Annotated in this window: 13 protein-coding genes and 1 tRNA gene; 6 read left to right on the forward strand and 8 right to left on the reverse strand. The window is 66.2% G+C overall.

Annotated features, from left to right (window positions below):
- Window positions 1-92 precede the first annotated feature (92 nt).
- Window positions 93-986 carry a DUF5995 family protein gene (locus tag AC4LGL_RS01320; protein ID WP_491837274.1) on the forward strand — a complete coding sequence of 298 codons (894 nt, stop codon included), beginning with the start codon at window positions 93-95 and terminating at the stop codon, window positions 984-986.
- On the opposite strand, the gene AC4LGL_RS01325 is transcribed toward AC4LGL_RS01320, so the two are convergent.
- Window positions 934-2640: a hydroxysqualene dehydroxylase gene (locus tag AC4LGL_RS01325; RefSeq protein ID WP_491837275.1), complete on the reverse strand. Its 1707-nt coding sequence runs from the start codon at window positions 2638-2640 to the stop codon at window positions 934-936. The genes AC4LGL_RS01320 and AC4LGL_RS01325 overlap by 53 nt on opposite strands.
- Window positions 2637-5825 (reverse strand): ATP-binding protein, encoded by a 3189-nt coding sequence (locus AC4LGL_RS01330; protein ID WP_491837276.1) that lies wholly within the window; start codon window positions 5823-5825, stop codon window positions 2637-2639. Before AC4LGL_RS01330 ends, AC4LGL_RS01325 begins: the two co-directional genes overlap by 4 nt.
- Window positions 5826-5922: 97 nt before the next feature.
- Here AC4LGL_RS01330 and AC4LGL_RS01335 point away from each other — a divergent pair, with 97 nt between their 5' ends.
- The 3 genes from AC4LGL_RS01335 to AC4LGL_RS01345 all read left to right on the forward strand — a co-directional run bounded on the left by AC4LGL_RS01335 (window position 5923) and on the right by AC4LGL_RS01345 (window position 8597).
- On the forward strand, window positions 5923-6570 hold the full coding sequence (locus AC4LGL_RS01335; protein ID WP_491837553.1) for a M15 family metallopeptidase: 648 nt from the start codon (window positions 5923-5925) through the stop codon (window positions 6568-6570).
- 85 nt (window positions 6571-6655) lie between these two features.
- Window positions 6656-7360: a cutinase family protein gene (locus AC4LGL_RS01340; RefSeq protein WP_491837277.1), complete on the forward strand. Its 705-nt coding sequence runs from the start codon at window positions 6656-6658 to the stop codon at window positions 7358-7360.
- Between the two features lie 91 nt (window positions 7361-7451).
- Window positions 7452-8597 carry a glycoside hydrolase 5 family protein gene (locus AC4LGL_RS01345; RefSeq protein WP_491837278.1) on the forward strand — a complete coding sequence of 382 codons (1146 nt, stop codon included), beginning with the start codon at window positions 7452-7454 and terminating at the stop codon, window positions 8595-8597.
- A 197-nt stretch (window positions 8598-8794) separates the two neighbouring features.
- Here the strand turns inward: AC4LGL_RS01345 and AC4LGL_RS01350 are convergent, their stop codons facing one another.
- The 3 genes from AC4LGL_RS01350 to AC4LGL_RS01360 form a co-directional block, all read right to left on the reverse strand.
- Window positions 8795-9199: an HNH endonuclease gene (locus AC4LGL_RS01350; RefSeq protein WP_491837279.1), complete on the reverse strand. Its 405-nt coding sequence runs from the start codon at window positions 9197-9199 to the stop codon at window positions 8795-8797.
- 42 nt (window positions 9200-9241) lie between these two features.
- Window positions 9242-9316: transfer RNA gene (locus tag AC4LGL_RS01355), tRNA-Thr, on the reverse strand.
- A gap of 27 nt (window positions 9317-9343) precedes the next feature.
- A complete protein-coding gene (locus AC4LGL_RS01360) occupies window positions 9344-10159 on the reverse strand; it encodes a hypothetical protein (protein ID WP_491837280.1) in 816 nt (271 codons plus the stop codon).
- A 96-nt stretch (window positions 10160-10255) separates the two neighbouring features.
- Between AC4LGL_RS01360 and AC4LGL_RS01365 the strand changes: the two genes are divergently transcribed.
- Complete coding sequence (locus AC4LGL_RS01365) at window positions 10256-10975, forward strand: response regulator transcription factor (RefSeq protein ID WP_064884923.1); 720 nt, start codon at window positions 10256-10258, stop codon at window positions 10973-10975.
- 30 nt (window positions 10976-11005) lie between these two features.
- Complete coding sequence (locus AC4LGL_RS01370) at window positions 11006-12439, forward strand: sensor histidine kinase (protein WP_491837281.1); 1434 nt, start codon at window positions 11006-11008, stop codon at window positions 12437-12439.
- Here the strand turns inward: AC4LGL_RS01370 and AC4LGL_RS01375 are convergent.
- The 3 genes from AC4LGL_RS01375 to AC4LGL_RS01385 are packed head-to-tail and all read right to left on the reverse strand — an operon-like array spanning window position 12399 to window position 14140.
- The gene (locus tag AC4LGL_RS01375) at window positions 12399-12815 is read right to left on the reverse strand and encodes an HIT family protein (protein ID WP_491837282.1); all 417 of its coding nucleotides are present in this window, start codon (window positions 12813-12815) and stop codon (window positions 12399-12401) included. The genes AC4LGL_RS01370 and AC4LGL_RS01375 overlap by 41 nt on opposite strands.
- Window positions 12816-12858: 43 nt before the next feature.
- On the reverse strand, window positions 12859-13722 hold the full coding sequence (locus AC4LGL_RS01380; protein ID WP_491837283.1) for an SDR family NAD(P)-dependent oxidoreductase: 864 nt from the start codon (window positions 13720-13722) through the stop codon (window positions 12859-12861).
- Window positions 13712-14140, reverse strand: coding sequence for a nuclear transport factor 2 family protein (locus AC4LGL_RS01385; RefSeq protein ID WP_491837284.1), 429 nt, complete (start codon window positions 14138-14140; stop codon window positions 13712-13714). Before AC4LGL_RS01385 ends, AC4LGL_RS01380 begins: the two co-directional genes overlap by 11 nt.
- Window positions 14141-14143: the final 3 nt, after the last annotated feature.

Consider the following 14143-nt stretch of genomic DNA (forward strand, 5'->3'; position numbering starts at 1 on the left):
TTCCGCTCGGAACTAGGGTAGACGGCTACTCACGACACCGTGTCCGAACCGCGCGAATCTGTACTCGGTCGGACAACGGAGGTGGGATGACGATGACCACACAAACTCTGGTTCTGGAACCCCTGGAAGACGCTTCCACCTTCGACGGCGTGGTGCACAATTTGGACCTCGTCATCGACTGGTCGATCCGGGCGGACAGCACGATCGGCTATTTCGCCGCCTTATACAAACGGGGCACGATCGCCATCCAGCGCGCAGCCCGCGCCGGCGAGTTCACCGATGCGCAGTGGATCGAGCAACTCGACTGCGTGTTCGCGAGGCGGTACTTCAATGCGTTGAACGCCTTTTTCCATCCGGGCTCCCGCGACCCTGAGGCACTGACCCTGCCGTGGGAGATCGCGTTCCTCAACCAACACAACCGCAAAGCGTCGATGCTGCAGCACATGGTCGCCAGCCTGAACGCCCACATCTGCTTCGACCTGGGAATCGCGGTGGTCGACCTCGCCGCGAACCGGCTGCCCGACATCCATGCCGATTTCGAACGCGTCAACGAGTTGGTGTCCCTTCAGACGCCGGACATGCTCGACATCGTCCAACGCCGGTCGCCGCGGGTGCGGTGGCTGCGCTTGGTGATTCCCAAGGAAGACCTGTTCATCAAGGACACTCTGACCAAGTTCCGAGAGGGAGCCTGGAACTTCGCGACCAGTCTGGCCGTGTATCCGGAGGCTGCGCACGAGAAACGGGTCCACCAGCTCGCCTGGGCGGCCGGCCTGGGCGCCTTCTACCTTGAGCCACCGGCGAAATGGCCGCCGATCGCGCTTCTGCTGCGAAGTATCACCACGGGTGAGAACCAAGACGTCGCAGGCAACCTGCGCGCACTTGCCGGCATCACCGAGCAGCCGCACATGTCGGCGCAGTCCGGTGTGGGAAATCTCAGGCGGAACCACCCAACACCGCGAGCAGGCCGCGTGCGAGGGCGCCGGTAGTCCCCGGTATCCCGGCCAAGTCGATCTTGATCGGCGGTTTGACGGGCCCCTGGCCCAGTCGCCAGCGCACCTTGTCCCATTGGCGGAACAGCTCCAACGCCCGCGGCTCGTGCAGCGGCCACACCGGGCACCTGGTCGCGGGCGACCCGGTGGCGTCGAGTATCCCGTTGACGGCGCGCCGCGCGGCCTCGTTGGCGGCCTCCATCGTCGCCAAGTCGGTGTAGGTGCGGACGAAATCGGCGGCCAGGAAGAAGTTGGGGAGGGCGGTCACGGCGTCCGGGCGGTCCGCCCATGAGCCCTTCGTGTTGATCAGCAGCGGTTCGTCGTTCTTGGTGTCGGCGGTCAACGGGTCAGCGGGGATGTCGATTGCGGGGTCGAGGAAGAAGTCGACTACGTTGGCCTTGGCCAGGGAGCCGTCGTCGATGTGATCGGTGATCTGCTTCCAGACCTCGTCGCGGATCTGCTCGGCGCTGCACTGGTTAGCGCGCAGTTGGTTGGCGCCGGGCACCTCCCAGGCCGAGATATCCACGGAGAGAATGCCTTCCGCCCGGCCGTCACCGCGATTCGCCCAGTTGAAGTTGCGCCAGAACTGCCCTTGGGAGATAGCGGTCAACGACCACTTGGAGTCGATGAAGATGGCGTGGCCGTGGACCAGGCGCTTGTCGACGTCAAGGTAGAACATCGCGCCGTTCATCCAGTCGGTCTTCAGCCGCGGTAGGCCGGTGAGCCGCGGCTCGGCGGCGCAGAGCTGGGGCGTCAGCAGCAGCTCAAGGCGTTCCTTGGGCATCGCCGCCACGTAATGGTCGGCCACGATCTGCTCGGTGTGGCCGTCGACGGACATGGTCACACCGGTGATCTGTGTTCCGTCACAATCGATCCCGCTGACCTCGTAGCCTTCACACAGGTTCACCCCGAGGCCGGCGAGATGTGTCAGCCACGGATCGATCCAGACGTCACTGGTCGGCCCGTCCAACACCCGGTCCATCTTCCCGTTCGGACGTACCAGGTCGAACAGCAACTGGCACAGGATCAAACCACCGGTGCGCGCCGAGATCTCGGTGGCCTTCGCCGCCACCAGCGTGCGGGTCATCCCGTTGGCCAGAAACTTCTGGAACTGCGGCGAGCGGTTGGCCGCGCCGATGAAGTCCCACCAACTCGTCTGTTCCCACTGGCCAAAGCGACGCTCGTCGCACGAGGCCAGCAGGGTGAGCAGCCGTTCCACGAACGCCGTCATCTCCTGCGGCGGGATGCCCAGCCCCACCCCCAGTTGCCAGATGGCCTTCATGGTGGCCGACAGATCACCGAATGCCGAGGCGAGCTGGGTGGCCACGATGATCTCGTTGGCGCCGTGATCCTGCGCCAGCATCATCTGCGTGGCCGTGACGAGATGGTCGGCAACGGTCTGACCGTTGTGGGGGATTCGCACCATCGTGTCCGGGACATGTTGATAAAACCCTGGAAAGAACCGGAATCCGTGCTCCCCCGGCAGGTCCTCGCGTCCTCCGGACCCCGATCCGGGGAACGGCATCGACCGCGCCTTTCCGCCGAACGCCGGATGCCGTTCGTAGACGGTCACGTCGAACCCGCGGTCGGCCAGTTCGTGGGCCGCGGTCAGCCCGCCGACACCGCCCCCCAGCACCGCGACCGTGGTCATGACAGGATCCGTTCGGCCCGCGCGTGTTCAGGCCATCGGGTAGCGCTACCGAAACGGTGCACCGACGTGGCCAGACTTTCGCGGTCTCCATCGCCGAACAACTCGAAAGAGTCCAGCAGACAGCGTAATTCGAACAGTGCTGCACCCTGGCCGCGGGCGAATTTCAGCGCATCGGCCAGAGCGGCGCGGCGTGCCGACTCCGCCGGCAGTGTGTGGGCGCGCAACCGCATGAGTTCGGCATCGTGAAAGTGCATTCCGGAGACCCCCGCCTGTTGTAGTGACATTTCCAGCCGTTCGCGTGCCTTGTCCGGCTGACCGGCTGCGATGAGCAATCGGCCGATGACCGCGTCGTGAAAGGTGAGATAGACCCTGAGATGCAACAGTCGCGATCCGTCGACACCTCTGGCGACCTTCGCGGCGGCGGCCTCCAACGTGGCGGCATCGGCGCCGGCACGCATCGCCGCCACCGCCTTCACCGTCGCGTATACGGTGGCGCTGACGAAGCGCCACAGATCCAGGCCGGAATCCTCGGTGCAGCGGCGCATTTCGCCGGAAAGGGCGATCGCCTCGTCGATCTGGCCTGCCTCCAGACACACCCAGATCTCCTTGAAATAGGTGTGTGCCCGGTTGAAGGCGTTCAGCGGGAATCCCAGCTCGTCACAGCGGCGCACCGAATCGACGAGTTCGGCCTTCGCGCGCGGGAGGTCCCCGGCGATGAGGTGTGAGAGGGCAAGGTAGGTGTGCGCCCCCGAGATCGGGTCGGTGTTGCCTCGCCAGGTGGTGTCCAGATCGCGTGGATCGGGTACGGACCAACGGTCGGCGACGGCTCTCAGCAGGTGTTCCCGGGCAACCGGGAAGTTTCCTTCCAGCCAGGTGATCGAACCCATCGACGAGGCGACCGCCTGCTGGAGCCACGGCCGGTCTTTCGTGATGCCCACAGCCAGCGAGTCCAGGAGTTCGTGAGCCCGGCGTAGTTCAGCCCGGGGGACGTAGTAGCTCAGCAGTGCGGTCAGGGTTGCGAAGAGCTCGTCCTGATGTAGACCGTCGGCGGCCAGTTCCAAACAACGTTCGAAGTCGGCCGGGGCGTCACCACTCATGCTCCCGTGGGCGGCCCCGATCAGAAATCCGCGCTCCAGGCGCAGGGCAATTTCCGTGCGGTCGTGGTCGGGTCCGGTGGCGCACTGGGGGAGCTGATCGAGCGCAGTCGTCAGATAAGCGCAGGCTTCCGCTGCGGCGGCACGGCGCCTGGCCCCCACGCACGCCTTCTGGTACGCGGCAACGGCTTCGTCGAAAAGGTGCGCGCTCTCGTAATGGCGTGCCACCGACCGCCAATCGGGCTCAACCCCTGCGGCCTCGTCGACCAGCTCACGTGCCACCCGTGCGTGCAGCTGATGCTGCAGACTCGGCGGCGCCAGCTCGGCCGCCACCTCTCGGAGCAGTTCATGGCGGAATCGCCATCGTTCGGCGCCCTCGATCTCGAACACCTGGGCCTCGATCAGTTCGGCCACCACGGTGTCGGTGTCGACGTCGGGGCCCACCACGGACCGGAGCAGGGACAGGTCGCCGCTGCGGCCGATGACGGCGGCGGCCTCCACCACCGGCACGACATCTGGTCGGGTGTGCAGCCGGGCGAACAGCTGCTCGTACAGCGCCTCCGGTACGTGGCCCTCATGCCCGATGGTGTCGAGACCTGCCACGACATGCTCGATGTAGAACGGGATCCCGTCACATCGACTGCACACCGCCGCCTTCTGCGCGTCCGTCACGACCGGATCGAGCGCCTCGATCAGCTCATTGCACTCGTCGGTGCTCAGCACTGCGAGTTCGAAAAGCTTCACCGGCCAGTCGGGCTGGAGCCACTTCCCCTCCCGGCCGGTCATCACCATCAGCAAGCGTCCATCGGCGCGGGTGAGCAGGGAATCGACCACGTCCATGGTCGACGGGTCGAACCAGTGCATGTCCTCGGCGACGATGAGGCCCGCCTCGCCGTCCAAACAAGCCAGCAGGTACTGGTGCACGGTCGCGCCGATAAGTTCGTACAGGGTGGGGCCTTCCGCTATCGCGGGTTGGTAACCGTGTTCGGGCCCGACGCCCAGGACCGGCGCCAACAGGGGAATGGCCGTCGCCGGATCCAACGCGCGTGAGCGCAGTTCGCTGTCGAGGAGGCGCAGCCGCTCGGCGGCCTCGGTGAGCCGGTTGATGCCGCATCGGCGTTCGAGCAGCCGCCGCACCGGGTACAGGCCTGCGTCGACGTGCAACGGTGAACCTCGAATCTCGACGACCGCACCGCCCGATTTCGCGACCAGTTCCGCAGCGGCACGGGCTATCCGGGTCTTTCCGATGCCGGGTTCGCCACGGAAGGCCACTCCTGGGCAGGTCGACTCACCAGCCCGGGTCTGTTGCCAGGCGTTCTCCAGCCAGGCGCGCTCGGCGTGCCGTCCGACGATCGCGACCGTCCGGGGAGCGGCCACGTTGGAGTGCTCGGACAGCACCCGGTGATGGGTCACGGGTTCGTCGACACCTTTGACCGGTGCGGCCGGGCAGGCGGCGAGTTCGAACGTGCCGCCGATCAGCGCCGCGACCGCATCCGAGACTGCGACCGTTCCCGGCGCCGCGAGCGAGGAGATGCGGGCGGCCAGGTTCGCGGCGAAACCGTAGACGTCGTCCTGGGCGGTGTCCAGGTAGACGACCCCGCGGTGCACACCGACCCGCACGTCAACGGTCACACCGAACCGGCGGATGGCCTGTTCACTGATGCGGGACACGGCGTGCGTGATCTCCAGCGCGGCGGCGACGGCCCGTCGGATGTCGTCCTCGTGGGCCTTGGGGTGGCCGAACACTGCCAGCAGGCCGTCACCCTTGGTGGAACTGATGTGGCCTTCATACTGATTGACCAGTCGTATCACGTCGTGGCGGTACCGCCCGACCAGTGTGCGGTACGTCTCGGGTTCGACGCGCGTGGACAGCACCGTGGAGTCGACGAGGTCGATGAACATCAACGTGAGGCGTCGGATTTCCCCGTGACCGTCGGAGGCGGCGAGTAGATCTTCGGCGTCGGTGTTGCCACGGTCCACCGCCAGAACCTGCTCGGCCAAGGAGTTCGCGGCAGCGCGGTCGCCGCGGTTTGACGCACGAATGGCCCGCTCAAGCAGTTCATCGATCGATGTCTGATTGTCGTGGCTCATTCCCGTTCTCCCCGCGCAGAACGGGAAAAGCCTATCGCCGGCAGTCGGCAGCTTCGGTGAATTGACGGCTATGAAAAAAATGGTGCTTGAACTGGGAATGATGTTGATGTGGTCAAATTCGGTGGTGCTACGCGTGTCGGCTGCCCTGGTGCTGTTGTGTGCCATTCCCTGGGCGCCGTTGGCATCGGCCCGTCCGGCGGACCAAGCCGGGCTGGTCGACGTGCGCTCGGTGGTGCCCGACGCGGTGATCGACCTGCGGTACGCGACCAGTGACAACTTCGTCGGCCAGCAGCTCTACCCAGCGGGTGCTCCCTGCCTCGTGCACGAGTCGATGGCCCCTGGGCTTGCCGCTGCGGCGGCCGCCCTGCGGCCCGACAAGCTGGTCTTCTGGGACTGCTACCGGCCACACGAGGTTCAGGTCAGGATGTTCGAGGTGGTGGCCAATCCCAATTGGGTGGCTCGGCCGAGCGCCTACGCCCGCAGTCACGAGGCCGGCCGCTCGGTCGACGTGACGATCGCCAAGGGGGCGTCGCTCGTCGACATGGGCACCGGGTTCGACGACTTCACCCCACGAAGCCTCGCGTACGCCACCGACGGTGTGAGCACTGCAGCCCAGGCCAATCGGGCGCGACTGCGCGAGGCGATGAAAGCCGGCGGGCTGACGGTGTACTCGGGGGAGTGGTGGCATTTCGACGGCCCCGGCGCGGCCGACCCGCGGCCCTACCTGGATGTTCCGCTGGGATAAGTCCCGGGCCCTGTTCTCCGGGTTTGGAATGTGCCAGCATGGGGAACCGTAACGTTCGTCACGATCCGGTAGGCGTGGAGTCGAAATGAACGTCTTCAGATATTTCCAGGGCGCGGCGCTGATCGCTGCCTGCGCCGCCCCGTTCGCACCCGTGCCCGCCGCGTCGGCGCAGCCGCCGTGCCCGGATGTCGAGGTGGTGTTCGCGCGCGGCACCTACGAACCGCCCGGCATCGGTGGCCCCGGGCAGTCCTTCGTCGATGCCTTGCGGGCGCGTGCCGGGGAACGTTCGGTCGAGGTGTATCCGGTGAACTACCAGGCCAGTGGAAACTTCGGTGACCGGATCGAGTTCGCCAGAACCGTCGTCGACGGTATCCGCGACGCGTCCGACCATGTCAAGGCGACGGCCAGGGACTGTCCCAAGACGAAGGTGGTGTTGGGCGGTTACTCGCAGGGCGCTGTGGTGGCCGGCTACACCACTGCCGCCACCGTTCCCGACGGGATTCCGGCGGAGTACAAGCAGTTCATCCCCGAGCCCATGGCGCCGGAGATCTCCGACCACGTGGCATCGGTGGTACTGCTGGGCACACCATCGGACGAGTTCATGCGCGACATCGGCGCGCCGCCGATGGTGATCGGTCAGCGATACAAGGACAAGACGATCGAGCTGTGCGAGCCCGGTGACACGATCTGCGACGGAACGCCGGCCGGGGTTCCCAACTTCGCGCACACCGCATATGTACTCAATGGCATGCCGGGCCAGGCCGCCGATTTCACGGTGGGCCGTCTCTGAGGGTGCCGAGTTGATAACGATCTGAAACCTCAATGGTTGCAATGTCATCCGTGAGGCCGAGGTCTTTGCTGAGCGCCACTATGTTCACTAGGTGCACCGTCGAACGGCCCTCAAGATCCCGCTGGTAATGGCAGCTGCGGCCGCTCTTCCTCAGGTGCTGGCCCCTCTTCCCGTGATCCCGCGGGCGAGCGCCGCACCAGGACAGTGGCCGGTCGAGCGAGCCAACGCGTGGTATCAGGCGCAGGGCTGGCTGGTCGGCACCAACTTCATCACCTCGAACGCGATCAACCAGATCGAGATGTTTGCCCCCGGCACCTACGACGCGCGGCGCGTCGACAGTGAACTGGGCGCTTGCCGCCTGCTGGGCTTCAACACCGTGCGGGTATTCCTGCACGATCTGCTGTGGGCACAGGACCGCGCCGGATTCCAAAACAGGCTGGCGAATTTCGTCGGGATCGCGGCGCGTCAGGGCATCAAGCCGCTGTTCGTGTTCTTCGATTCGTGCTGGGATCCGAACCCGCAACTGGGCGCGCAGCGGGCACCGACCCCGGGTGTGCACAACTCGGGTTGGGTGCAGAGCCCCGGGGCGCAACGCATCGACGATCCGCGCTACCGGCCCGTGCTGCGCGACTACGTGGTGGGGGTGATGAGCCAGTTCCGCAATGACAACCGGGTCCTGGGCTGGGACCTGTGGAACGAGCCGGACAACCCCGCCAAGCAATATCGCAAGGTCGAGCGCAAGGACAAGATCGATGCCGTCGGAGGGCTGCTGCCCCAGGTGTTCGCCTGGGCGCGTTCGGTCAATGCCGTGCAGCCGTTGACCAGTGGCGTATGGCAGGGCAGCTGGGACCGCGGAAGCCGAAGCGACATGGACAGCTTCCAACTCGACAACTCCGACATCATCTCCTTCCACTCGTACGCCGGGCCTGCTGAATTCGAGGCGCGCATCGCCGAGCTGGCTCCCTTGGGCCGGCCGATCATGTGCACCGAGTACCTCGCGCGGGACCAGGGCAGCACTGTCGAAGGCGTGCTTCCGGTTGCCAAGCGGCACAACGTCGCTGCCTATAGCTGGGGTCTGGTGGCCGGCAAAACCCAGACCTACTTCCCGTGGGATTCGTGGGACAAGCCCTACACCAAGGTGCCGAACGTGTGGTTCAGCGATCTGCTGCAGCCGGACGGACGGCCCTACAAGGAAAGCGAATACCAGGCGTTCCGGAAGCTCACCACCCGCGTGTAGGTGTTTAGCCTCAGACGAAGCGGGCGACTCAACAGGCTATGGACCAACGTGACGGTGGCAGGCCGATACCGAAAGACGCCCGTAAGGTGACTGAGGGGCAAGAGGAGCTGCAGGACGAATTCGACCGTCGGGGTGAGGATCCCGAGGGGCCGGGACTGCACGAGAGCCACGAGAACATCGCCGACGAGACGTGAACGCTAGAACGACTGCCCGTTGGCGTAGCGCTGCCGGCGGCTGTGCCGTCCGTTACCGCGGTTGCGGCTCATGTATGTCGGCAACTGGGAGTCGCAGTTGGGGCAGACCAGTCTCAGGTTTTCGCGTCGGTTGTTGGTCGGGTTCCCGTCGATGTGATCCATGATCAAGGTCAGGGGTAGCGCCTGCCACACGCTGGCCGCGCCGCAGATGGCGCAACAGCCCGACTGTGCCTCGATGAGGTAAAGCCGGATGTAGTTGCCTTGTTCGCCGCGGACCCGGGCGTCGCCTGACTCGAGCCAGCGCTTCGTCATGGCGCCTCGTCGCGACGCAGCTTGACACGCATTACCGCAGTAGAGCTTCTGGCTGCGCTTCGACAGCGGTGTACCGCAACCGCGACAGAGCCTCATGATGGGAAATTACTTGCAACCACCGACAACCGAGTCGATGCGTGGAGCCTCCTATCGGGATTGAACCGATGGCCTACGCATTACAAGGGCGTTGCTCTACCACTGAGCTAAGGAGGCGGGTCGAACGCGGCCTAGTTTAGCGGGTCACTCGTCGGCGTCGATAACTCGCTGGGAACTGACCGGCCGCGGGGAGCTTCGCCGAGACGAACGGCGGGGCAGTGGGATGCGGTCGGCGATGTTGCTCAACGGGTTCACCACCTGACTCAGTGTGATGACGGCTTCGTGCAGAGCGTCGATGGTGGGCGCGAGGGCTTCGAGCCCGGGCGCCAGCCGGTTGAGGGTGTCGGCCACATCGGCGAGCTTGAGCAGCGGGCCGTCGGGATCGGTCAGGGTGTCGAGCAGGCCGCCCTCGGCGAGGAGTTTGTCGGCCACCCCGTCCTCACGCAGCACCCGCTCGAACAGTCCGTCGTTGGCGAGCAGTTGATCGGCCAACCCGCCGGGTGCGATCACCCGGGACACGGCGCCATCGGCGGTGGTCAACCGGTCCAGCAGACCGCCCTCCATGGTCACCTGGTCCACCAGGCCGCCGGGGGCGACAGCCCGGGCCACGGCGCCGTTGTCTGCGGTCAGCCGGTCCATCAGGCCACCCTCGGCGGTCAGTTGATCGACGATCCCACCTGGTCGCAGCAAACGGTTGATCGGGCCTTCGGGCGCCAGTGCCCGGCCGAGTGGCGCGTCATCGTCCAGCAGTCGCGCCAGGCGGTTCGCCCGCTCCACCGCATCGTCGATGCCGAACAGCGAGGCCATCGATGACCTGCCGTTGAGGGGATTTGCGTCGGTGATGCTGCGTTGCACCGCGTTGAGGGTCTCGTTGGCGATGCCGAGACCGGCATCGGCCACCGCCAGCCCGATTCGCACCGGCGCGGTAGCAACCTGGATCAGCGTCTTGCCGAGGTTCATGGGCGTCAGTGTAGTTACCCCGATCACAGTTAAACTCACAGGAAGTGCACAGCGTGCATGCAGGTTGAGTTCAACAGGTACTACCAACATCAGGGAATGGCCATGCCTGCATTACCTGAGAGCGTCCCGGAGGCCCGGGTTCTCGTCGTCGACGACGAGGCCAACATCGTGGAGCTGCTGTCTGTCAGCCTGAAGTTCCAGGGTTTCGAGGTCTACACCGCGTCCAACGGCGCCGCCGCGCTGGACAAGGCCAGGGAAGTCCGGCCCGACGCCGTGATCCTGGACGTGATGATGCCCGGCATGGACGGCTTCGGGCTGTTGCGCCGGCTCCGCGCCGACGGCATCGACGCCCCAGCACTGTTCCTCACCGCGCGCGACAGCCTGCAGGACAAGATCGCCGGCCTGACGCTGGGCGGCGACGACTACGTCACCAAGCCGTTCAGCCTCGAAGAGGTGGTGGCCCGGCTGCGGGTGATCCTGCGCCGGTCCGGCCGGGGCGTCGAGGAGCCCCGCAGCGCCAAGCTGTCCTTCGCCGACATCGAACTCGACGAGGACACGCACGAGGTCTGGAAGGCTGGCGAACCCGTTTCGCTGTCGCCCACCGAGTTCACCCTGTTGCGCTACTTCATCATCAATGCGGGCACGGTGCTGTCGAAGCCCAAGATCCTCGACCACGTGTGGCGTTACGACTTCGGCGGTGACGTCAACGTCGTCGAGTCCTACGTGTCCTACCTGCGCCGCAAGATCGACACGGGCGACAAGCGTCTGCTGCACACTCTGCGCGGCGTCGGTTACGTTTTGCGCGAGCCACGCTGACGCCTCGTTCGGCGGCGGCATAATTCTGGAGTGTTTGACCGGGTAGAGCGGCACGGTGTGCCGCTGCGGGTCGGGCTGGTGGCGGTCGCGCTGGTCCTGGTGGCGTGTGGGCTGCTCGCCTCCGGCGTCGCAGTGACCTCGATCATGCGGCACACCGAGGTGAGCCGAATCGACCAGACGCTTCTTGACGCCGCGGGAAGTTGGGCCCAGGAGCCGCGCCAACTGCCGTCGACGCCGCTGGAAGGGCCGAACCCAGCCCGCCCGCCGTCGAATTTCTATGTGCGCGGTGTCGACCAGGACGGCAGGACCTGGATCGCGGTCAACGACCGTGAGGCGGAGCCCGAGCTCCCCGATGACAACGATGTCGGTCCGGTGCCGGTGACCGTCGAGTCCGTCGGATCCTCCGACGTGCAGTGGCGGGCCATGACGGTGCAGGGGCCGAACGGCGAGCTCACCACCGTCGCGATCGATCTGTCCGACGTCCAGTCTTCGGTCCGGGCGTTGATCTGGTCGCAGGTCGGCATCGGCACGGTCGTCCTGGTGGTGCTCGGCGTCGTCGGCTACGCCGTCGTGCACCGGAGCCTGCGACCCCTCGTGGAGGTGGAACAAACAGCCGCGGCCATCGCGGCCGGACAGTTGGATCGCCGTGTCCCCGAACGTGACCCGCGGACCGAGGTGGGGCGGTTGTCCTTGGCGCTCAACGGAATGCTCGCGCAGATCCAGCGGGCAGTGGCGTCGTCGGACGCCTCGGCCGAGCAGGCGCGGACCTCCGAGGAACGGATGCGCCGCTTCATCACCGATGCCAGCCACGAGTTGCGGACCCCGCTGACCACGATCCGGGGATTCGCCGAGCTCTACCGCCAGGGCGCCGCGCGCGACGTCGAGATGATCATGGGGCGGATCGAGAGCGAATCCCGGCGGATGGGCCTGCTGGTCGAGGACCTCCTGCTACTGGCCCGGCTCGATGCGCAACGGCCGCTCGATCAGCACCGGGTCGACCTGTTGACCCTGGCCACCGATGCCGTCCACGACACGCAGTCGATCGCCCCGAACCGCCAGGTGCGGATGGAGGTGTTCGACGGCCCGGGGACCCCCGAGGTGCTGGGCGACGAGGCTCGGTTGCGTCAGGTGCTGAGCAACCTGGTCGCCAACGCTGTGCAGCACACACCGGAAACCGCCGGGATCACGGTGCGCGTGGGCACCGACGGCGACGACGCGGTGATCGAGGTGTGCGACGAAGGCCCCGGCATGAGCCAGGAGGACGCGCGGCGGGTCTTCGAACGGTTCTACCGGGCCGATACCTCACGCACCCGCGCGAGCGGCGGTACCGGGCTGGGCCTATCCATCGTGCATTCCCTGGTGCTGGCCCACGGCGGCACGGTGAATGTCACCACGGCGCCCGGTCAGGGCTGCCGGTTCACCGTCAGCCTGCCGAGGATTGCAGATCTGCCAGCGCGGCTTTGATCTTGGTCTGCGCCTCGTCGAGGGACTCGGCCGACGGATTGTTGTCGACGTGGGCGAAGCCGAAGTCGGCCAGGTTGTAGGCCGGGAACACGTGCACGTGCAGGTGCGGCACCTCAAGACCGGCGATGATCACGCCGGAGCGCTGTGCGCCGAATGCCCGGCAGACGGCCTTGCCGATCAGCTGCGACACTTCCATCACCCGGGCGAACACCGCGGGTTCGACGTCCTGCCAGTTGTCGATCTCGGCGCGGGGAACCACCAGCGTGTGGCCCTGCGTCATCGGGGCGATGGTCAGGAACGCGACGATCTCATCGTCTTCATAGACGAATCGTCCGGGCAGTTCTCCGTTGATGATCTTCGTGAAGACGGACGCCATGGCAACCAAGCATAGTTCAGGGCGCGGCGTACTCCACTGCAGGTTATGTCCCGGAAATGGCCTCGTGCAATTCCTCGACGGTCCACGGCGGCGCGCTGTGGTGATCACGGTATCCGATGAAACCAGTTGAGGGCCGGGCGAATTCGCCGATGAATCCACCCGCGGCGATGAAGATGCGCCCCGTCACGTCCCGCGCGGCGTCGCTGGCCAGGTAGGCGTAGGTCGGGGCGACGTATTCCGGCGGCGCAGCGTCCAGCGCGCCCTGCATGCTGACGTCGTCGAGCAGTCCGCGCCGGTTGAGGTCGGCGATGTGCTGCTCATAGTCCGATCCGGTGGACAGTCGGGTGCGCGCGCCCGGGCAGACCACGTTGGCGCGCACGCCGTATTCCTTGAGTTCGGCGGCAATCGCCAGGGTCAGCCCGTTCACCGCGCCCTTGCCCGCCGGATAGCCGCTGCCGCCGTAATCGCCAAGGAATGCAAAGGAACTGGTGTTGACGATGGCTCCACCCCCTTGGGCCACCATCTTGGGCGCCGCTGCCCGACAGGTCTCGAACACCGTGCCCAGGTGTGCGTCGAGCAGGCTCCGGAACTCCGCGCCGGTGACGTTCAAGATCGAGGAACCCGCCGGCTCGGCGGTGCCGGCGCAGTTCACCAGGATGTCGACGCGACCGAACTCGGACACGCAGGTGTCGACGAGTGCGTCGGCCACCACGGGGTCGGCCGGTGAACCGGCATGGGCGACACCGGAAATGGATTCGGCCGCGGCTGTGGCAGCCCCCAGGTCGCGGCCGTTGACCACCACACCCGCACCCTGGGCGGCCAGGAGCTCGGCGACCGCCAGGCCGATGCCGCGAGTGCCGCCGACGACGATCGCGCCGCGGCCGGCGAGCGGGCCGCTACTCGGCATCAGCCTCTGCGAACTGCATCGCTTCCAGATTCCAGTAGCCGCGCAGGTTGGTGATCAGCCCTTCGTCGTTCACCTTGTAGGTGAAGACGCCTCGCACCGTGGCGGTGAACCCGTTGGGAAACTTGGTGCGCAGCACCAGGATGTAGGCGATCTCGGTCGGCGAGCTGGACGGGAACGTCTCCTCGCACGTGACGGTCAGCTCGTTGGGGCCGATGTTGGCGTCGTAGAAGGCGCCGAGGGCTTCCTTGCCGCGCACCCCGGTGCCGTCGGGGTTGGTGACGGCCTCACCGATCGGGTCCTCGACCAGGATGTCGTCGGCCATGAGCGCCAGCCAGCCCTCACGGTCACCGGATTGCACGCATCTCCACGACGACCGCGAGGCGACGACGACGGGTGATTCGGTTTGTGTTTCGGTCACGAA

This window comes from Mycolicibacterium arcueilense (genome assembly GCF_058536225.1).

Coding starts and splice junctions, on each gene's coding strand:
- AC4LGL_RS01320 (WP_491837274.1), top strand. CDS start 93: ATGACCACACAAACTCTGGTTCTGGAACCCCTGGAAGACGCTTCCACC.
- AC4LGL_RS01325 (WP_491837275.1), bottom strand. CDS start 2,640: ATGACCACGGTCGCGGTGCTGGGGGGCGGTGTCGGCGGGCTGACCGCG.
- AC4LGL_RS01330 (WP_491837276.1), bottom strand. CDS start 5,825: ATGAGCCACGACAATCAGACATCGATCGATGAACTGCTTGAGCGGGCC.
- AC4LGL_RS01335 (WP_491837553.1), top strand. CDS start 5,923: ATGATGTTGATGTGGTCAAATTCGGTGGTGCTACGCGTGTCGGCTGCC.
- AC4LGL_RS01340 (WP_491837277.1), top strand. CDS start 6,656: ATGAACGTCTTCAGATATTTCCAGGGCGCGGCGCTGATCGCTGCCTGC.
- AC4LGL_RS01350 (WP_491837279.1), bottom strand. CDS start 9,199: ATGAGGCTCTGTCGCGGTTGCGGTACACCGCTGTCGAAGCGCAGCCAG.
- AC4LGL_RS01360 (WP_491837280.1), bottom strand. CDS start 10,159: ATGAACCTCGGCAAGACGCTGATCCAGGTTGCTACCGCGCCGGTGCGA.
- AC4LGL_RS01365 (WP_064884923.1), top strand. CDS start 10,256: ATGGCCATGCCTGCATTACCTGAGAGCGTCCCGGAGGCCCGGGTTCTC.
- AC4LGL_RS01375 (WP_491837282.1), bottom strand. CDS start 12,815: ATGGCGTCCGTCTTCACGAAGATCATCAACGGAGAACTGCCCGGACGA.
- AC4LGL_RS01380 (WP_491837283.1), bottom strand. CDS start 13,722: ATGCCGAGTAGCGGCCCGCTCGCCGGCCGCGGCGCGATCGTCGTCGGC.